The organism is Pseudoalteromonas luteoviolacea NCIMB 1944 (genome assembly GCF_001625565.1).
Classification (GTDB): Bacteria; Pseudomonadota; Gammaproteobacteria; order Enterobacterales; family Alteromonadaceae; genus Pseudoalteromonas; species Pseudoalteromonas luteoviolacea_F.
Genome location: NZ_AUXS01000016.1, coordinates 418,147 through 438,573 on the forward strand (window position 1 = coordinate 418,147; position 20,427 = coordinate 438,573).

The 20,427-nt window shown below is 42.8% G+C and carries 21 protein-coding genes; all 21 read right to left on the reverse strand.

The window, feature by feature from the left end; all coding sequences use genetic code 11:
* Window positions 1–98 precede the first annotated feature (98 nt).
* Complete coding sequence (locus N483_RS06655; RefSeq protein WP_419555106.1) at window positions 99–527, reverse strand: DUF2802 domain-containing protein; 429 nt, start codon at window positions 525–527, stop codon at window positions 99–101.
* Complete coding sequence (locus N483_RS06660; RefSeq protein ID WP_023401824.1) at window positions 528–1,025, reverse strand: chemotaxis protein CheW; 498 nt, start codon at window positions 1,023–1,025, stop codon at window positions 528–530.
* A gap of 24 nt (window positions 1,026–1,049) precedes the next feature.
* On the reverse strand, window positions 1,050–1,835 hold the full coding sequence (locus N483_RS06665) for a chemotaxis protein CheW (protein ID WP_023401823.1): 786 nt from the start codon (window positions 1,833–1,835) through the stop codon (window positions 1,050–1,052).
* Window positions 1,828–2,613, reverse strand: coding sequence for a ParA family protein (locus N483_RS06670; protein WP_023401822.1), 786 nt, complete (start codon window positions 2,611–2,613; stop codon window positions 1,828–1,830). Before N483_RS06670 ends, N483_RS06665 begins: the two co-directional genes overlap by 8 nt.
* Window positions 2,614–2,671: 58 nt before the next feature.
* Complete coding sequence (locus N483_RS06675; RefSeq protein ID WP_023401821.1) at window positions 2,672–3,826, reverse strand: protein-glutamate methylesterase/protein-glutamine glutaminase; 1,155 nt, start codon at window positions 3,824–3,826, stop codon at window positions 2,672–2,674.
* Window positions 3,827–3,910: 84 nt separating this feature from the next.
* Window positions 3,911–6,169, reverse strand: a complete 2,259-nt coding sequence (locus N483_RS06680; RefSeq protein WP_023401820.1) for a chemotaxis protein CheA — start codon at window positions 6,167–6,169, stop codon at window positions 3,911–3,913.
* A 15-nt stretch (window positions 6,170–6,184) separates the two neighbouring features.
* A complete protein-coding gene (locus N483_RS06685; RefSeq protein WP_023401819.1) occupies window positions 6,185–6,952 on the reverse strand; it encodes a protein phosphatase CheZ in 768 nt (255 codons plus the stop codon).
* 20 nt (window positions 6,953–6,972) lie between these two features.
* A complete protein-coding gene (gene cheY / locus N483_RS06690; protein WP_010364893.1) occupies window positions 6,973–7,356 on the reverse strand; it encodes a chemotaxis response regulator CheY in 384 nt (127 codons plus the stop codon).
* A 47-nt stretch (window positions 7,357–7,403) separates the two neighbouring features.
* Window positions 7,404–8,138: an RNA polymerase sigma factor FliA gene (locus N483_RS06695; protein ID WP_023401817.1), complete on the reverse strand. Its 735-nt coding sequence runs from the start codon at window positions 8,136–8,138 to the stop codon at window positions 7,404–7,406.
* Window positions 8,139–8,140: 2 nt separating this feature from the next.
* Complete coding sequence (locus N483_RS06700; RefSeq protein WP_023401816.1) at window positions 8,141–9,001, reverse strand: MinD/ParA family ATP-binding protein; 861 nt, start codon at window positions 8,999–9,001, stop codon at window positions 8,141–8,143.
* Window positions 8,994–10,490 (reverse strand): flagellar biosynthesis protein FlhF, encoded by a 1,497-nt coding sequence (gene flhF, locus N483_RS06705; RefSeq protein WP_023401815.1) that lies wholly within the window; start codon window positions 10,488–10,490, stop codon window positions 8,994–8,996. The genes N483_RS06700 and flhF overlap by 8 nt, the downstream gene beginning before the upstream one ends.
* A gap of 22 nt (window positions 10,491–10,512) precedes the next feature.
* Window positions 10,513–12,612, reverse strand: coding sequence for a flagellar biosynthesis protein FlhA (gene flhA / locus N483_RS06710; RefSeq protein WP_023401814.1), 2,100 nt, complete (start codon window positions 12,610–12,612; stop codon window positions 10,513–10,515).
* A gap of 74 nt (window positions 12,613–12,686) precedes the next feature.
* Entirely contained in the window at window positions 12,687–13,817 is a 1,131-nt protein-coding gene (gene flhB, locus N483_RS06715) for a flagellar biosynthesis protein FlhB (RefSeq protein ID WP_023401813.1), read from the reverse strand.
* A gap of 9 nt (window positions 13,818–13,826) precedes the next feature.
* Window positions 13,827–14,606, reverse strand: a complete 780-nt coding sequence (gene fliR, locus N483_RS06720; protein WP_023401812.1) for a flagellar biosynthetic protein FliR — start codon at window positions 14,604–14,606, stop codon at window positions 13,827–13,829.
* Between the two features lies 1 nt (window position 14,607).
* A complete protein-coding gene (gene fliQ, locus N483_RS06725; RefSeq protein WP_023401811.1) occupies window positions 14,608–14,877 on the reverse strand; it encodes a flagellar biosynthesis protein FliQ in 270 nt (89 codons plus the stop codon).
* 1 nt (window position 14,878) lies between these two features.
* Entirely contained in the window at window positions 14,879–15,622 is a 744-nt protein-coding gene (gene fliP / locus N483_RS06730) for a flagellar type III secretion system pore protein FliP (protein WP_023401810.1), read from the reverse strand.
* Window positions 15,623–15,627: 5 nt separating this feature from the next.
* Window positions 15,628–15,999, reverse strand: a complete 372-nt coding sequence (gene fliO / locus N483_RS06735) for a flagellar biosynthetic protein FliO (protein ID WP_023401809.1) — start codon at window positions 15,997–15,999, stop codon at window positions 15,628–15,630.
* 11 nt (window positions 16,000–16,010) lie between these two features.
* Window positions 16,011–16,406, reverse strand: a complete 396-nt coding sequence (fliN, locus tag N483_RS06740; protein WP_023401808.1) for a flagellar motor switch protein FliN — start codon at window positions 16,404–16,406, stop codon at window positions 16,011–16,013.
* Between the two features lie 24 nt (window positions 16,407–16,430).
* Window positions 16,431–17,525, reverse strand: coding sequence for a flagellar motor switch protein FliM (gene fliM, locus N483_RS06745; protein ID WP_023401807.1), 1,095 nt, complete (start codon window positions 17,523–17,525; stop codon window positions 16,431–16,433).
* Window positions 17,526–17,534: 9 nt separating this feature from the next.
* The gene (gene fliL, locus N483_RS06750) at window positions 17,535–18,059 is read right to left on the reverse strand and encodes a flagellar basal body-associated protein FliL (RefSeq protein ID WP_023401806.1); all 525 of its coding nucleotides are present in this window, start codon (window positions 18,057–18,059) and stop codon (window positions 17,535–17,537) included.
* Between the two features lie 46 nt (window positions 18,060–18,105).
* Window positions 18,106–20,352 carry a flagellar hook-length control protein FliK gene (locus N483_RS27445; protein ID WP_023401805.1) on the reverse strand — a complete coding sequence of 749 codons (2,247 nt, stop codon included), beginning with the start codon at window positions 20,350–20,352 and terminating at the stop codon, window positions 18,106–18,108.
* Window positions 20,353–20,427 lie beyond the last annotated feature (75 nt).

A 20,427-nucleotide genomic window follows, 5' to 3' on the forward strand; every position in this document is an offset into this window, starting at 1 on the left:
AATAAGCCACACATAGTGAGTGAATTTTTTAAAGGTTAAACTTAGCAAAGCTCGTTAAAGCCTTAAAACTAAAAAGGCGCCATTTGGCACCTTTTAATTTAAGACTTATTATGTAAAGACATAAGTAGTTCAGCTTCAGCCCTTGGCAGCTCACATTCCCTCATGATCTCCTCAAGGTCAGCACCGAGCTCCACCATTTTGACAGCCCGAGAATATATTTTTGCGTCTGGGTCATCGTATTTTTGCGCTGCTTGCTGCTGCGCCAAATCTTTGGCAAAACTCTCACAAGCGACAAGACGCTTTCCGATACTTAGTACACTTGCCCTAACTTCAGCAATTTCGCTTCTTAAAATGCTAATTTGTTCTGCATCATTTTGTGTTTGTTTAAGCAATCTAGCATTACTTTGCTGGGTCTGATGTATCCGCTTACTAAACACAAAAAGCAAACCCAAGCACAGCAAGCTAATCAAGCTCGCCGCTATTACAAGTACAATAAGTACATCATCTAATGTTACTGCCGCCACAATTTACAGATGACTCAACTCATCCCACTCATCATCGCTGAGTAGTTTGTTAAGATCGACTAAAATCAGTAGCTCACCTTCGCGGTTAGAAACACCTTGGATAAACTTAGCACTTTCTTCGGTGCCAATATTTGGCGCGCTGTCAATTTCTGAGCTGCGCAAATAAACAACCTCAGCAACACTGTCTACTAAAATGCCAATGACTTGCTTTTCAGCCTCAATAATAACAATACGAGAGTTGTCAGTTACTTCAGCACTCATCAGTCCAAAACGGGCACGCGTGTCTATAACGGTTACAACATTACCACGTAAATTGATAATACCTAACACATAACTTGGTGCACCTGGAACAGGGGCTATTTCAGTGTAACGAAGCACTTCTTGCACCTGCATTACATTGATACCGTACGTTTCTTCCTCTAGTTTGTATGTCACCCACTGCAGGACTTCATCATTACTATCGGCATTTTTATCTGCAGAAAGTATTCTTTCTTGGCTCATGATTAAACTCCAGATTGATGCTAGTTACTGCTCTCGGCTATCGAGGCCTTGTTCTAGCAACCTATTTAAATTCTCTACGTCAATAAGCGCACACATTTTTTCTTTGATAACACCAGCAAGCCATGGACGCTTGCCACATGCTGTTCGCCACTTAACATCATCTGCTGAGAGCGTGATATTATTCACTAGCTTTTCCGCTAACAACCCCCAGGGGCTGTCTCCTAGCATGATTAAATATTGATAGTTAAGCTGAGATTCTAACTCAGGGGTATACTTTTCAGGCATAACCCAACGCGCCGTATCGACAACATTTAACTTTTCTTCGCGGTTTAACATCACACCTTTAAACCACTTCGGTTTACCAAATAGCTGGTTGACCTCTGTCAGCTGATGAATTCCACCAAGTGCCTGTAAAGGAACCGCTAACGTTAACCCTGCCACTTCAAAGAATAAAGCCTGAAATTCACCCTCGATAAAAGCTTCCTTTGCAGCACTTTGCGCGGGAGCTTGTTCTTTGATAATAGTTGTATTTTCAGTTATCTCAAGCTCTTGAGTTGGCTTCACCGGAGTTTCTTGCAGAACTTCCTCTACAGGAACCTCCTGAGTCTGAACTTTCAGCTCAACTTTTGCTTTCGGTTCTTCTATTGCCTCGGCTTGTTTGAGTAGCTGCTCTTGCTTTTGAGCATCTGGGATAGATTCAAGCAACTTTGCAACGGGTGCAAGTGCAACATCCTGATCTTCCTCTTCTTGCAGTAGGGCACCAAGATATTGTTTCATCACTTGTTCGTTTGCAAACAGGTGCTTACTCATTCTTACCTCTTTCTAATTCACCAATATGCTCAAGCAAAGCTCGATACGCATATACTCCCCTTGATTTTGGGCAGAATTGTACCGGAACCTTTTGCGCCAAGCTAGCATCTCTGAATTTAGTATCAACTGGGATAACACCTGGCCAGACTTTATCCCGATATGACTCAACCAAAGATTTGTAGGCTTCTAGCGACGCTTTTGTACGCTTATCATACATTGTAGGAACTATAGTATATTGATATTGCTTAGAATGCGAACTTTGCATTAATGTCATTGTTCGCATCATTCTATCTAGACCTTTAAGCGCTAAAAACTCGGTTTGTACTGGGATTAATATTCGCTCACTTGCAGCCAATGCATTGACCATCAGTACTCCAAGCACTGGGGGACAGTCTAAAATCGCATAGTCATAATACTCGCTGATTTTCGCAAGCGCTTTTTTTAGTATCAGCCCCATACCAGAGCGGTTTCCCATGCTTCTATCCAGTGTTGCAATGGCCATAGTTGCTGGCAAAATATCTAGATTTTCAACAGTAGAAGGACATAGCGCTTGTAAGATCTCTTCGCTTTGCATATTAGAGCCGCGTATAAAAATATCATATACGCTCACCTCTAAATCTTCAGAGTCTATTCCAAAGTAATAGGTTAGTGATGCATGTGGATCCGTATCAATCAATAATACTCTCTTACCTTCAGCGGCCAAAATACCGCCTAAGCTCACAGCTGTGGTTGTTTTGCCCACACCACCTTTTTGATTAGCTACCGTCCAAATTTTCACTTTATTATTTTATTCCTTTGTGACTCATGGCAAAGCTGTTTTAACAATTCAATATGCCTTAAGCAATCCCCAGCTCTTTATTGATACGTAAAGCTACATCTTGCAATGCTAAGCTTTCAGATGATAAACCAGCAGCGGTAACTGCTTGTGGCATACCATAAACAACACACGTTTTTTCATCTTGTGCCCAAATGGTTGCTCCTACTTGCTTGAGCATACGAGAACCGTCTCTGCCATCAGCGCCCATTCCAGTCAAAACAATCGCCAATACATCACCTGAGTATGCTTTTGCCGTACTCGCAAAAGTTACATCAACACAAGGTTTATATGTAATTCTCGGGCTATCATCTTCAAACACTTTTAATGATTTGCTGCCGCCTCTCGACTCAACCATCATCTGTTTGCCACCTGGCGCAAGATAAGCGACACCCGGCATCAATTTGTCACCCTGCTCAGCTTCTTTCACCTTAATTTTACACAAGCTATTCAATCGCTGAGCAAAAGCTGGTGTGAACGCCGCTGGCATATGCTGAATAAGCAATATCGGATGAGGGAAGTTAGCGGGCAATTGAGTTAATATTGTTTGCAGAGCTACCGGACCACCTGTCGATGTACCAATGGCGACGACCTTATATGATTTGCCAGATGCCTTGAAACTTCTTTGTGTTGTTGTCTCTGGTGTTGCTCTTTGGAAGCTTCTATCCGGCTGCGAGACTGTTGAGGTAGAACGTAAACTTGATGGCGCCGGTTTCGCTGCTGGACTAGCTGGAGTCGCGGGTTTAGGCGAGGTCATTGGCCTCGTAAATCGACTAACTCGCTTCCTACCAATTTCTTTAACTTTGGTCTGCAACGCCCGTGTAGCATCTTCGCTATTTCGTGCAATGTCTTCAAACTTTTTGGGCAAAAAGTCAACCGCACCTGCGTCTAGTGCGTCTAAAGTGGCGCTTGCCCCTTCTCTTGTTAACGACGAGAACATTAAGATTGGCGTCGGGTTACTTTGCATTATTTTTTTAACGGCGCTGATACCGTCTAATACAGGCATTTCAACATCCATTGTAATTACGTCAGGGCGTAATTTACTGGCTTTCTCAACGGCCTCTTGACCATTTACTGCAAAATCAATGACTTCAATACCAGCATCTTTTTCCAGTATTTCACTTACACGACGACGAAAAAAACTTGAGTCATCAACAACTAATACTTTTACTGCCATTGGCATCGCTCTTTTTTATGTTACAGATCCGAAAAGTGGTGCCCTTGGCACCACTAATTCGGTGACAGCAAAAAGCGTCAAACGCTATTTGCCCGCGTAATGCTTCAACATACTTGGTACATCCAAAATCAATGCAATCCCGCCATCCGATGTGATGGTCGCACCTGCCATGCCTGGAGTACCTTGTAGTAAAGAATCGAGTGGTTTAATGACCACTTCCTCTTGACCTATTAATGAATCAACTACAAAACCAACTTGTTTAGTACCGATTTGTACTATCACCACGTGGCCTTCAGCTTTCTTCTGACTGATGTCAGTGCCTTTGACTAACCAATGTTCAAGATAAAAGAGTGGTATCGCTTTTTCTCTCACAATAATAGTCAATTGCCCATCAACTACATTGGTTTTAGTTAAATCGAGGTGGAAGATTTCGCTTACCCCAGCCAACGGCAAGGCAAACGTCTGCTCTCCAACCATCACCATTAATGTAGGTAAAATAGCAAGTGTGAGTGGCACTTTAATTTCTAATATGGTGCCCACTCCCAGCTCTGACTGAATGTTCACTTGGCCATTAAGCTGAGTAATTTTGGTTTTTACAACATCCATTCCAACACCTCGGCCCGAGATGTCAGATATTTGTTCTTTAGTCGAAAATCCTGGTGCAAAGATCAGGTTATATGCCTCTGTATCCGACAACCTGCTTGCCTGATCAGAATCAATTACGCCTTTACTAATCGCTATTTTCTTCAGTTTTTCAGGGTCCATACCGGCACCATCATCTCTGATGGTCAATAGGATATGATCACCTTCTTGTGAAGCTGACAAGGTCACTGTACCTGTACGCACTTTTCCAGCCGCTTCACGAACATCTGGCATTTCTATTCCGTGGTCAACAGAGTTTCTAACCAAGTGAACCAAAGGATCCGCCAGCGCCTCTACGAGGTTTTTATCTAAATCAGTATCTTCACCTTCAAGGATCAGATTAATATCTTTTTTAAGGCTACGCGCCAAATCCCTAACAACGCGAGGGAAGCGACCAAATACTTTCTTAATTGGCTGCATTCGCGTTTTCATAACAGCACCTTGCAAGTCTGCGGTAACCACATCTAGGTTTGAGATGGCTTTACCCATAGCTTCGCTGTTGCTGTTATTGGCAAGACTTACTAAACGATTTCGAACCAATACTAACTCACCGACCATATTCATTATTTGGTCTAAGCGTTTTGTATCAACACGGACTGTGGTCTCAGCTTGCGCTGCTGGCTTTTTCGCTGCTCCACCTTTTGGCTCTGCTTTAGCAGGCGCTGGTGCCGATTTTGCCGCAGGCTTCGCAGCCGGTTTTGGCGCTTCCACTTTTGCAGCTGGCTGAGGTTTAGGCTTTGGAACAGGGGCAGGTTCAGCTTTTGGTGCCGGTGCAGGTTCCGATTTTTCTGACGACTCTTCCTTGTTCTTAGGCGCCTGACCTTTACCATGTAGCTCGTCTAATAAGGCCTCAAATTCGTCATCATTTATTTCCTCATCAGCACCTGTCGATTCTGTCGCAGGCGCTGGTGTTGGTGCTGAAGCAGCTGGAGCCGCTGGCTTCTCAGGTTCAGTGGGTGTAGAACCAAACTGACCAACACCGTGTAACTCATCTAACAAACTATCGAATTCATCGTCAGTAATATCACCGTCATTTGCATTTGCTGGCGGTGCAGCAGGCGACGGGGCAGCCGGTGCTTGCTCTTCTACCGAAGGACCGTTTCCTGAGCCATGTAGCTCATCTAACAGGCTTTCAAATTCTTCTTCTGTTATTTCATCAATGTTATCAGACTTAGCGGGCTCGCTACTTTCTTCACTACTGCCATCTAAGTCAAAAAATACGTCAGCTTCAGGTTCGGGTGGTGCTTCTGGCGGCGGGGCAACAACAGCCTCTGGTTCTGGAGTTAATGCGACAGGTTCTTCGTCAGCAGATGCTGGTTGGCTAAGCTTGTGCAATACATCAAGTAACGCTTGATCAGCAGGTTCTGGTTGCTCGCGGTTTTGAATACAAGCAAACATATCGTTTATTGTATCCAGTGACTGCAAGATCACATCCATTAATTCTGGGTTGACTGAACGTTGGCCTTGTCTCAGTACATCGAAAACATTCTCAGCACCGTGACAAGCATCAACCAGCTCATTCATGCCTAGAAAGCCTGCACCACCTTTGACGGTGTGGAAACCTCTAAAAATTGCATTTAGTAAATCTTTGTCATCTGGGTTGTTTTCTAATTCAACGAGTTGCTCAGATAACAGTTCGAGTATTTCTCCAGCTTCAACAAGAAAGTCTTGTAAGATATCTTCATCGACTTCAAAGCTCATTATTATACTCTCCTATTAGAAACCCAAACTAGATAACAAATCATCAACTTCATCCTGACCAGACACAACATCGTCTCGTTCTTCAGCGTCAATGATAGGTCCTTCTGGACCAGATAGTTCATCAGTGGTGGTTTCAACTACTTCTTGTGGTTGTTGAGCCGTGCTAAGTTGACCCACTTCTGACGTGCCAAATACAGTTAATAAGTGAATTAAACTGTCTTCAACCTCTCTGACAAGTTCAATGACTCGGCGAATAACTTGACCGGTCAAATCTTGATAATCTTGCGCCATCAATACATTTGTCATCAAGGTTTGTAGCTCGTCGGTACGGCCTTGTGAAGATTGCATAAAGTCGTTTAAGTCGTGACACAGGGATTTAAACTCCCCTAATTGTATATCACGACTCATTAACCTATCCCAGGTAGGCTTTATTTCAGAAAGCTCATCTGCCAACTGTTGAGCAAGCGGCAAACTCGCTTCCACCGCGTCCATTGTTTTGTTAGCCGCGTTTTCTGTCATTTCCATGACATAATTTAAACGTTGTTTTGCATCTGGTAAGGCTTCAGTTGTTAAGTCTGATAAACGCGTATCTAACTCGAAGTTTTTCAACGATTCGTGTAATTGGCGTGTCAATTTTCCGACTTCAGCAAATAATTCAGATTGTTCTTTATTAGTCGCTTCAATTAAAATTTGATCAGCTTTTTCTTGTTCACCATTTTCAAGAAACTCAACAAGTTGCTTTGCTTGCTCTAATGTTATTTGTGGCGCAGAGGATTCTGACATAAGCCTATCCTTACTCGTAACTAGCCTAAGCGTTCAAAGACTTTTTCTAACTTAGTTTTCAATGTTCCAGCTGTAAATGGCTTGACGATATAACCATTCACACCAGCTTGAGCTGCTGCAACAATTTGTTCTTTTTTAGCTTCTGCAGTTACCATCAGCACAGGAATGTGCTTAAGGCTGTCATCGGCTCTTATCGCTCTTAGCAGGTCGATACCTTGCATACCTGGCATATTCCAATCGGTAACAACAAAGTCAAATTCTTGATTTTGCAACATTGGAAGCGCAGTGCTGCCATCATCTGCCTCTTGAACATTTGTAAAGCCTAAGTCTCTCAACAGGTTTTTGATTATTCTTCTCATTGTAGAGAAATCATCAACCACGAGAATTTTCATGTTCTTATCCAAAACTTCCTCCGGTGAGGTTTGAACCTAAATAAATAATAAAATGTACTCTAATTGATCCAGTCATTTATCTTGGCTCTGAGTTTAATCATTGCCTGACCATGAATCTGACTCACTCGAGACTCGCTCACATCAAGGATCTGGCCAATCTCTTTTAAATTCATTTCATCGTTATAGTACAAAGACAGAACCATCGCATCTCGCTCCGGTAATGTTTTAATTGCTTCTACTAACGATTCATTAAAGCGCTCATTCTTAACGTTATTGAATGGTTTGTCTAGCGCTAAATCACTGCCTGCAGGTGAAATTACATCTTGATCGACACCCAAGTCTTCAATGCCAATAATTTTACTTGCATTTACGTCATGTAAAATATGATGGTACTCATCTAAGGGAATATCAAGTTTTTCAGCGATTTCAGTATCTTTAGGCTCTCGGCCTAAGGCTGTTTCCAGCTCAGAAATTGCCTCTGCCACCATACGGCTATTTTTATGAACTGAGCGTGGAGCCCAGTCTCCGCGGCGTATTTCATCTAACATAGCACCGCGAATTCGAATCCCAGCAAAGGTTTCAAAACTAGCCCCTTTACTTGCATCAAAATTCTTTGTCGCTTCAATTAAGCCGATCATGCCTGATTGAATTAGGTCATCGAGTTGAACGCTCGCGGGTAGCCTCGCGAGCAAATGACAAGCAACTTTTTTGACTAAAGGTGTATGACGCTCAACCACCTTATTCAGGTGATCTGCTGTTTGATATCCCGCCATTCGATTGACCGGTGTAGCCATAATTACCCGTTAACTAGTTGCTCAATGAAAAACTCTAAGTGACCTGAAGGCTGGTGAGGTACAGGCCATTTCACTGCTTTACTTGCCAATCCCCTAAATGCAACTGCTGCTGGGGAATTAGGGTAGAGTTCCACGATCGTTTTTTGACGACGCGAAGACTTTCGCATATTTTCGTCGAAAGGTATTGTTGCAACGAGTTCAAGCGCTACATCTAAAAACCTGTCCGTCACTTTCGAGAGCTTTGCAAAAAGTTCTTGGCCTTCGCGAAGGCTTCTCACCATATTCGCGACAATTTTAAATTTGTAAACTCCGTGCTCTCGGCTTAATACTTTTATCAGTGCGTAAGCATCTGTGATTGACGTTGGCTCATCACAAACGACAACCATGACATCTTGAGCTGCTCTTGAAAAACTGAGTACCATATCTGAAATACCAGCAGCCGTATCAACAATCAGAACATCAAAATCGTTGCTTAATTCACTGAATGCTCGAATAAGACCTGCATGTTCTGCTGGGCTTAATTCAACCATATTTTGAGAGCCTGAAGTAGCAGGCACAATTCTTATACCAGCAGGCCCTTCAACTAAAATCTCATCTAATTCACATTCGCCGGATAGCACATGAGACAGGTTGCGTTCAACACGTAACCCTAGCATTACGTCACAATTTGCTAATCCAAGGTCAGCATCTAAAACTAATACTCTATGGCCTTGTTGTCCTAACGCAATCGCAGTATTCAATGAAACATTGGTCTTACCGACTCCTCCTTTACCACCAGTTACTGCTATTACTTTTACTCCGTGGTTACTTTTTTGATTCATTTTACGCAGGCCACTTGCTTGATCTAAAACTGTATTAATCATACATTCCTACTGTCTGGGACGCCACTGCTTCACGTCGTGAATGTTGTGCTTTTGTTCTTTTTAAATACAATTGCTCAGCCTTTTTAACTAATTTTTGAGCATTTGCTACACGAATGTCTTCTGGCACTCGCTGTCCGTTGGTAAGATACCCTATTGGCAAACGATTTTGAATCGCAATACTAATAATCTCACCTAAACTTAGACATTCATCAAGTTTTGTAAAAATGCAACCGCTTAAATTTACTTTCTTAAAGTGATTGACAGTTTCTTGTAAAACATGCATTTGCGATGTTGCACTTAATACTAAATAGCTACGAATATCAACTCTTGAACTACGCATCAATGTATTAAGTTGTTCAGTTAAACGCAAGTCTCTTTGACTCATGCCTGCAGTATCTATTAATACTAGTCGTTTATTTCGTAAATGATAAAGAACTTCTGCTAATTCATTAGCATCTTTAACTTGCTTTACCGGACAGCCAATGATTCTACCATAAGTTGCCAATTGCTCGTAAGCACCAATTCGATATGTATCTGTGGTAATTAAAGCAACTTTATCTGCACCATACTTTTGAGCGCCTAATGCAGCTAGCTTTGCAACAGTAGTTGTCTTACCAACTCCAGTTGGTCCAACCATGGCATACACACCGCCTTGACGAAGAATATCGTTATTGGTTGTGTGCATTTGATTTACAACCATATTTAAAAGTGCATTCCACGCTTCTTTTCTCGATACGTCATCAGGGATAAAACAGGCCATTTGCTCTGCGACATCAGAACTAATACCCATACCTTGAAGGCGGTCCACTAAACAAGCTCTGGTCGGATCACGTCGTTCCATTTCTTGTTTCATTAAACCCGAAAGCTGATATTCAAGTAATTGACGTATCGCATTCATCTCATCACGCATCGAGCTCATTTCATCTTGTGGAGCGGCTTTAACTGTTTGTTGCGGATCCAGCTCTGAATCTAAATCATCGTCAAAACCCCAATCTGAAGAAATAGGATCTGCTTCTTTAACAGGACGTTGACGAGCGCTAATAGGTTGAGTTTGCTGAGTTTGATTAAATTCAGGTCTCTGTGCTTGTTGAGGTTGAAACAAGTCATCAGTATCTATACCTGAGTTCGAAAACATAGAAGCAAGCTCAGGAGAACGAGGTTTTGGAGCTTGACGCTCTAGGAGCGCTTCTAGGCTATCAGCCACTTGAGCCTGAGGCTGTGCTTGAGGACGACGCGTTTGAGGCTTAACCACTCTTGCAGGCTGACTATATGTTGGCTTTTGTACAGCTGCAGGTGCAGGCTCTGGACGAGTATCCACGGGTGCTGCCTGTGCCTGCGGCGCTACACGGTCGTTGTCAATTGCAGCGACAATTTCTACGCCGTCAGCAAGCTTTTTGTTTGACATGATCACCGCGTCTGCACCTAATTCATCTTTTACTTCTTTTAGAGCAGTACGCATATCTTTTGCAAAAAATCTTTTAATCTTCATAACTCAGCACCTCGTTCCTCTATTATTGCCCTACAGAGCTAATAATCTTGATTTGTCTCTCGTCTGGTACTTCCTGATAAGACATCACTCTTAATCCAGGGATCGTATGTTTGACAAATCGAGATAAAACACTTCTTAACATACCTGAGGTTAATAAGATGGACGGCTCGCCTAGCATTTCTTGCGTTTGATGCGCTTCTCTCAATGAACCTTGAAGTCGCTCTGCAAGTCCTGGCTCTATGCCTGCCCCCTCATCACCTGCGTTCTGAAGTGACTGATGCAACATCTGTTCCAACTCGGGCGCCAATGTTATGACAGGTATCTCATCAGCGTTACCAACAGCATCTTGAACAATGAGTCTGCGTAGTGAAATTCGCACTGCAGCCGTTAGTACATCAGGGTCTTGGCTTCGCGGACCGTATTCAACTAAGGTCTGTACAATTGATCTCATATCTCGAATTGCCACACCTTCATTGAGTAAATTTTGCAGTACTTTTACAATCGTTGTCAGTGGTAGTACATCTGGAACTAGCCCTTCAACTAATCGCGGATGGCTTTTCGCTAACATATCTAATAAGTTTTGAACTTCTTCATGGCCTAACAGCAAAGAAGCATTATTGGTCAACAGCTGGCTAATGTGCGTTGCAACCACTGTAGCCGCGTCTACAACCGTATAACCTAAAGAGTGAGCCTCATCTTTTTGGTCAGGTTTAATCCAGACAGCATCTAATCCAAAAGCCGGATCTTTTGTAGCGACACCTTGAATTGGTCCAAATACCTGGCCTGGGTTAATCGCTAGTTCATCGCCATGTTTTAGTTCGCCATCGCCAGACCCAACGCCCATTAGCGTGATCTTATAAGCATTAGGATCTAACTCTAAATTGTCGCGAATGTGAACAGGAGGGACGAGAAAACCAAGCTCTTGTGATAACTTTTTACGCACACCTTTAATTCGGCTCAGTAACTCACCACCTTGAGCCTGATCGACAAGTGGAATAAGTCTATAACCTACTTCTAATCCAATCACGTCAACTGGTTGAACGTCATCCCACCCAAGCTCTTTTTGATCTTGCTGCTTATTAGCTACTTGCGTACCTTTGGCTTCTTGCTCAGCTTGTTCAGCAGCAGCTTTTGCTTTGTGCTGCTTCGAGTAATATGCTAAGCCACCTATTAAGCTCCCCAAGCCTAAAAATGCAACATGTGGCATACCCGGCACTAAGCCCATTACGATGAGGATACCAGAGGCAATGTACAGTGACTTTTCATTACCTAACTGCTGTGTTACCTGCTCACCCATGTTGTGCGATTCATTTTGACGTGTCACAACGATTGCGGTGCCGATTGATAACAACAGCGAAGGTAACTGTGCAACAAGGCCATCCCCTATCGTCAGTAGCGTGTATACCTCCATAGCTCTGCCGAACGTAAGGTCATGCTGTACCATACCGACAAATAGTCCACCAATAATATTGATCGCAAGTATCACAATGCCAGCGATCGCATCACCTTTTACAAATTTACTGGCACCATCCATCGAACCATAAAAATCCGCTTCTCTTGTCACTTCTTCTCGGCGGGTACGTGCATCTTCAGCTGAAATAAAACCGGCATTCAGATCTGCGTCAATTGCCATCTGTTTACCTGGCATCGCGTCTAATGTGAAACGTGCTGATACCTCTGAAATACGTCCAGCACCTTTGGTGATTACCACAAAGTTAATAATGATAAGAATTAGGAAAACGACCAAACCAACGGCATAGTTACCGCCGATCACAACAGAGCCAAATGCTTCAATCACTTTACCAGCCGCATCACCACCGTTGTGACCTTCGAGAAGCACTACTCGAGTACTGGCAACATTCAGTGCCAGCCTCATGATTGTTGCAATAAGAAGCACCGCCGGGAACATACCAAACTCAAGTGGTTTTAGCGTATATACCGTTACCAATAATACGACCAATGCCAGTGCAATATTGAATGAAAATAAGATATCTAACAAAAACGGAGGCATGGGTAATATCACCATACCTAGCGCAGCAAGAACCAGTAACGGTGTACCTATCCCCTTCGCATATTCTTTTTTGTCTCGATTAATTTGTTGTAGAACCGCTTTAAAATCCATAACTTATCAACTTCAATTTATTGACGCAGATAAGTTAAAGCAAACTTCGTTCCAACTATCAGTGTTTCAAACTATCAGTGTTTCAAACTATCAGGAATAGGTAAGTCTTTACTCAGCTCGTTAGGCCTGCGACCACGGCCTTTATTGAATTTTTTCAGCTGGAATACATAAGCGAGCACTTGTGCCACTGCAGTAAACAACTGATCAGGTATTTGGTCACCCACTTCTGTGGTGTGATACAAAGAACGAGTCAACACGGGAGATTCGACAATCGGCACCTCATTACCTTTAGCCACTTTTCGGATCTGCATTGCTAATTCATCGACTCCTTTGGCTATAACCATAGGTGCACCTGCTTTTTCTGTGTCATATTTCAGCGCTACTGAGTAGTGTGTGGGGTTTGTTACAACAACATCTGCATCAGGTACATCTTGCATCATGCGCCGCTGTGACATTTCTCGTTGTGTTCTACGAATGCGCGCTTTAATTTGTGGATCACCTTCTGAGTTTTTATACTCATCTTTCACTTCTTGCAACGTCATCTTCAATTGCTTGTTGTGGTTATAACTTTGATAAGGTGCATCAATGGCAGAAATTATGATCATGGTGCAACTGAGAGCTAGGAACAGCCAAGACAAAATCTCCAATGAGTGGATAACACTACCTGGTACCGATTCGATACTCAGGTGTAAGATGTCGTAAAACATCCACTTGATGAATAAAATTGCAAACCCAGCAACCAGTACAAACTTTAATATCGATTTAAGCAACTCGACTGCGGCTTGCGGTCCAAACATGCGTTTGATCCCTTTCATCGGCGACATTTTGCTGGGCTTTGGAGACGCGGCTTCCCAGCTAAAATTAAAGCCGCCAAGCAGTGTATTACCGATCACACCGGCGACAAGAATAATCAAAACAAACATCGACATAGGAAAGAAAAGTTCGGAGAATGCATCCCCCCAAACAGCAAACATTTTGGTTGTATCATATGTTTCATTGCGATTGAGTGTGAGCATGCGGCCCATGATGTTATAAAGGCCTTTTGCGATATCCGCCCCATATAAAATGAGTGCGACGGCCGAGAAAATAAGTACAAAAGTCGTCCCCAGTTCCTTAGAACGAGCGACTTGGCCTTTTTTTCTCGCATCACTGATCTTTTTCGCGGTGGGTTCTTCGGTACGTTCTTGACCCGAATCTTCAGCCATCTTACTCTCCTACACCGTACAGCCAATTAAATTACACATCAGCTCTGTCATTTTAAGCCACTGAAACTCATACTGCATGGTAAAGTTGCCCAGCGTCGCCCAAATAATCATTAGTCCAGCTACTAGGGTAAACGCAAAGCCAACAGAGAAAATATTCATTTGTGGCGCGGCACGCGTCATGATACCAAAGGCCAAATTTATCACTAACATTGCAGTTAAAGGTGCCAGCGAAAGAGACAAAGCCGTTGCGAACAGCCAAGACCCCCAGTTAGCAATGTCATAATAATTATCCACATGCCACCAGTCGCCTCCGATAGGCCACGACTGAAAGCTAAATACAATCATTTGGATCATCATCAAATGGCCGTTGAACACAAAAAACAACAGTGTTGCTAGAATTAAGTAAAACTGGCCTACGGCAGGCACGCTCAAACCATTTGATGGATCAACAACGGATGCGAAGCCCAAGCCAGTTTGCATCGCCAAAACTTGACCGGCAAGAATAAAGGTATTTAATAACAGCAGCGAAGCAAAGCCAATCGCTACTCCAACAATCATTTCTTGGATCACCACCAGTATCATCTGAAACGAAAATAAGTCGGTAAATTGTGATTGCGGTATTGCGGGAGCAACAGCTAGAGTCACCACCATAGATAAACAAATTTTTATCCGCTTTGAAACACTTTGCGCACCTAAACCAGCCATCACCATGATCATTGAACTAATGCGAATGAAAGGGATCAAGTAATCACTTAACCCCTGCATTATGTCTGAGAATAAAAACTCCATCCTAGCCTGCTATTTCAGGGATACGCATAACCATTAGTTTAAAGAAGTCCATCAACTCTTGAGTCATCCAATGGCCCCCTGCGATTAAGGCAACCAGCGTAATGATGAGTTTTGGTAAAAAGCTTAAGGTTTGCTCATTGATTGATGTAGCGGCTTGAAACACGGACACCACAAGACCAACCATCAAGCCGGGAAGCACAATTGCGGAAACTAATTTGATGACGATAAACAGTGAGTCACTTAAAATATCTACAAATATTTCCGGTTCCATCTTACACTCCTAAGCCGAAACTTCGTGCCAATGTCCCCATAACCAAGGACCAGCCGTCAACTAAGACAAAAAGCATGATCTTAAATGGTAAAGAGACAATCATGGGTGATAGCATCATCATACCCATTGCCATCAAAACACTGGCGACCACCAAATCAACAATTAGAAATGGAATGAAGAACATAAACCCAATTATAAAAGCGGTTTGCAGTTCGCTAGTTACAAACGCCGGTATGATGACGATAAATGGCGTATCTTCTGGGCTATCCAACTTATCATAACCAGCTATTTTCGCAAAAGTCTCCAAATCTTTTATCCGTGTTTGCGACAGCATAAATTCCTTCATTGGCTCTTTTGCTGCATGCAAAGCTTGTACCGACGTCATTTCTTCATTGATATAGGGCTGCACCGCTTCATCATATATTTTGCTAAAAATGGGGGCCATAATAAAAAATGTCAAAAATAATGACATACCAACCAAAATTTGATTTGACGGTGACTGCTGCAAGCCAATTGCCTGACGTAATATCGCCAGTACCACGATGATCCGGGTGAATGAAGTCATCATGATCAATGCGGCAGGTATAAAACTAAACGCCGTCATGATGGCTAACACTTGAAGTGTTACAGAGTACTCTTGAGACCCGTCAGGGTTGGTCGTCACACTCAACGCTTCGATACCATCATTAGCGCTTACTTGTGGAATAAATACAGTTAATCCAAGTAGAATTAGCAATCGAAGCATGATATTCACTTTGTTTTTTTTATGGGTTGATTCATAAAACGACTGAGCTCTTTGACAAAAGGGGCCGTTTGATTTTCACTTAAAGGAGTTTCCAACTGATATAAGTAGTTGATATTTTGGGGAGTAACACCGAGTAAATGCTGTTTGTCATCAATTTCGATTACAAGCAATCTCTCACGAGTCCCTAAAGGCATACTTCGGATCACTTTAAAATCTTGATTGTTACCCACATTAGGGTTTATCCGCTTCACCAACCAAGCTAAGCCAACTATTAGAACAACAATAGCAGCCAGTGACAACATCACTGTCACTATTTCCAGGCTTGCTCCTTGTGGCTGCGAAACTGCAGCCGCATTTGAAAACATTATCCAAGTCATTTTTTAATATATTACCTGAGCTTTTTAATTCGCTCTACTTGGCTAATGACATCTGTTAGTCGTATACCAAACTTATCGTTTACCACGACTACCTCACCGTGAGCTATCAAAGTCCCGTTAACGAGTACATCTAAAGGCTCACCTGCAACCCTATCTAACTCGACGACCGAACCTTGGTTAAGCTGTAACAGGTTACGAATGTTTATTTTAGAACGACCCACTTCCATTGAAATGGTAACGGGAATATCTAAAATCGTATCTAGCTTTCTTTTTTCATCAACACTTAGGTTGGCGTTGCTTTCTTCAAGCTCTTCAAGCTCGGCTACTTCAGCATCACCTTGATCAGCATCTTCTGCTTCAGCAAGTGCTGCCGCCCATTCGTCCATTGTATCTTGATCATCACTCATGCACTAACTACCTTAAAAACTTGATCACCAGTCAAGGTCTACACCTTCAGACAGGTGCAGATCTTCTTCTAATTCCGCCAATTCTGCATCCGAATCGAGCTTTTTACCACCTTTGGTAAATACGTGAAGCTCTGATTTAACAGACTCTGGACGTTTGATTTTTTCACTTATTTGTAAAGCAACATTGTCTCTAGAACGACCCATTTTTGCTCTAAATGTAGGTAGCTCTTCGACAAAAACAGTAATATGTTCTGGCATCTCCACAGGAATAATGTCTCCTGCTTTTAGATCCATAATTTGTTGTAGTGACAAGTCGACTTCCAATAACTGTGTTGACATTTCGACTTCAACGTCCATTATTTCATCGCGAAGCGCCTTACTCCAACGTAGGTCTGTATCTTCTGTATCCGACTGTACACCTGCGTCCAGTAATTCTCTTATAGGCTCTAGCATTGAGTAAGGAAGAGAAATATGGAAGTCTCCACCACCTCCATCTAGTTCTATATGAAATGAGCTAATAACGACTACTTCGGTAGGCGAAACGATATTCGCCATCGCGGGGTTAACCTCTGAATCTAAATATTCAAATGACACATCCATGACAGGTGCCCAAGCTTCTTTATAATCTTCAAAGATGATCTTGAGCAGCATTTGAACAATACGGCGTTCTGTCGGCGTAAACTCTCGCCCTTCAATTTTGGCATGGTAACGACCATCGCCACCAAAGAAGTTGTCCACCAAAATGAAAACCAGTCGCGCTTCCATAGTGATGAGGCCTGTACCTTTGAGTGGACGAAACCGCACCATATTCAAACTAGTGGGTACAAACAAAGTATGAATATACTCACCGAACTTAAGCATTTGGACGCCATTGATAGACACTTCAGCAGTGCGTCTCATCATATTGAATAAACTGATCCGCATATGTCTCGCAAAACGTTCATTCACAATTTCAAGTGTTGGCATCCGACCACGAACAATGCGGTCTTGCGATGAAAAGTCGTATTGCAAGGCATTTGCATCCTCGCCCTCTTCACCTGTGGATACTTCATCTTCTTCGACTTCATCAACGCCATGGAGTAGCGCGTCGATTTCGTCTTGCGATAATAAGTCACTCACAATTTAGTCCTACTGCATTACAAAACCAGTAAACAGCACACGCTCTATCACCTTGCTGCCCTCAACGCCTTCCATTGCAGCTTGCACCTTGTCCAGTGCTGTCAAGCGCAGAGTCTCTTTGCCTGCACTCGTACTTAGTTCGTCTGCAGTAGTCGTCGAAAATACGCTCAATAAAGTCCCCTCAATAAGCGGGATATGCTTCTTGGCAACTTCTTCATTAACGTCTCCGCGCACCAAAAGTTGCACTTTAATTTGCACAATTCGGTCTCTACTCGCACCAGGCACGTTAAATACGAAAGGTCGCGGCATAGCAACATATAATGCACTACCCATTTCAGCTGAGTTTTGTTCGCTTAAGTCTTCCTGTACAGCGGTCGCTTCCTCTTCTAACGAAGCTTCCTCTTCTTCACCACCAGACAATAGGAAAAAGGCTGCTGCACCACCTAAAATAACCACCGCAGCAGCGATTATGATGATAAGTTTCTTCTTCGACCCACCCGTTTCTTCTATTTCTAAATCGGTTTCTTCTGCCATATGTGCGCTTCTATAACTCAATAATCTTTTCTAATAATAGCAGTTGTTAAGCATAGTAATCTATCGCCGAATCACTTTGTTTTCTGCTAGTCACTGATTGTTCTTTATTATTTTGCGCTTCACTGCCTTCATTAGCAAGTTTTCCATGACCATTTTGCTCATTCCCTTCGTTGTCGCTGTTGCCTTCGGACTGTTGTTGAATATTACTTTCTCCTAATTCAATGCCTTGTTCCTCTAGCATTTCTCTCAGTTTAGGCATAGATTCTTCCAGCAGCTCCTTAGCTTGTTGGTTTTGAACAACAAAATTTATTTGTGCCTGTTCAGCATCTGAGCGGATACGGATTTGCATACTGCCCAGTTCAGCAGGATCAAGACGTATTTCAGCCTCTTTATTATTTAAGTTAATCATCATGTTAACTTTATCCTGCAACATTTTTGCGGCATCATTTCTTGCTAGATTCAAAGCTTGTGTTACAGCCGGATCAGCCTGTAATTTAGCCTGCGCTGTCACTTGTTGTTGCACAGTTTGCTGACTCTGACGAGACTGTTCAACCTGATGGATCACTTGTTCAAATTCTTCTTTGCTCTGTACCTGCTCTGTGCCTAAAGTGCGGATCGCTTTGAAGATATTTTCCACATTTGCACTAGCGGTTTGGCGCTGGTTGCTACCCGAATTTTGCGACTGTTCACTATCGGTATCAGATGTCATCTCTTGTGACTCATCACTTGGTGCTACCTCAACATTTTGTTTAGGTGACTCTGCAGTTGTTGTTTCTTTGGCTGAAACAACTTTTGTTGAATTATACGTTACTTCTGGTTTAGCTGCTTGAGGTGTCTTCGCATCGCTAACTAAGCTATCCAACTTAGATTGACTTTCAACAGTCTTGTCTGACTTTTGCCCTACGACTGCAACATTTTGTGCCTGTGCTGTCCCTGCTTCACCCTTGCTAGCTTCTCCTACTGGTTTGCCAGTTACCATTGCATATAGCGTACTTTCTATTCGCTTAACTTGGGGATCTGCTGCTTTGTCGCTATTGATACTTTCTTTGAGCGCCACTTCTAATTGTTTTTTCTCTTGAGGGCTCAGCTGTTCGACCATGGCTTTTAAGTCGGATATGGACTTGTTACTCATATCAGCGGGAATACGCTGCATAGCACTAGCTTCTGTGTTTTTACCCATATTCACAGCTGCTGGTTGTTCATCTGTTTGTTGTGTTGAATTCTGAGTAGATGCAGGCTCTCGGGCTTGTAACAGCGCTTTTTTAATATCAGCTGCTAACTGAGTTGTTTCAGCTTGAGGGCCAACTTCTGGTTGCTTAACAGGCTTTGTTAGATGCTCTGTAGACTCGCCATTGACATTCGATGCAACACTTGGTTTCTCTGCACTTTGGGACACTTGAGTGGCTTTTACATCAGCTTGTTGCTGGGCTATTGCCTCTTGGCTTGCCGCATTTTTATTGTGTAAAAACCATTCCCTCGGCTTAATTTCACCGTTAAATGCTTCTACTTTTGAGTTTAAGTTTTTGCCGCGTTCAAGTTGGTCATTATTCGTTTGGCTCGCTTTAGCGTCAGTTGGCTCCTTTGAGCCAATAATTGGGCCTTCAGAGTATCTAGGACCTGGCTCTGTCGCTTTGAAGGCTTCTACATGAGTTTGTTTAGTTTTTGCAGCTTGCCCCTCTTCTAAGCCACTTCTGCCGGTCACCTTAACACCATCCGTTTCAACTTGCGGCTCTTCCCCTTGCTTAACTATCGGACCAATTAAATCAATCGGACCTTTTTTAGTCTCTTTGGCTATTATGTCGGGAGCAACAATTTCAACCTTTCCAGCATGATCCTGCATAGATTTTGGCAGTGCCCCGACGTGATGTTCAACATCTGTCTTTTGGTTATTTGAGGCAGTAATTTGAGATAGCAAACTATCAGGGCTAGTTGACTTTGATTGGTCTTGCTCTCCTGCTGACTTTTCAACTTGCAACATGACATCTGGGCCATTTTTTGGTTTTGGCAAGTGTGAGTCATCTAGTTTAAGGCGTTCATCTGGGCCGATGTGGTTGGGGTTGTCAACACTATTGACGTGCTGCTCTTCACTACTCTCTTCGCTTTTTGTAGTGAAAAATCCGCGTAAAACCTCTTTACTGCCTTCATTGTCAGTACTGGCTCTTTTTTCCTGCTCCTGCTCATTCGCCTGCGCCATAATGGCCATAAACTTCTGATCATCTTGGTTTTCTTCAGTCTGTCGATGTTGAGGTGAAACTGTTTTGTTTAAACCTACATCTAGCGAAACATTAGCCATACTCTCACCTTTTCATGTGGCAATTTAAAACCGCTTGCCTACTTCAAATACTATTATTTCCAAAAAATGCAATTT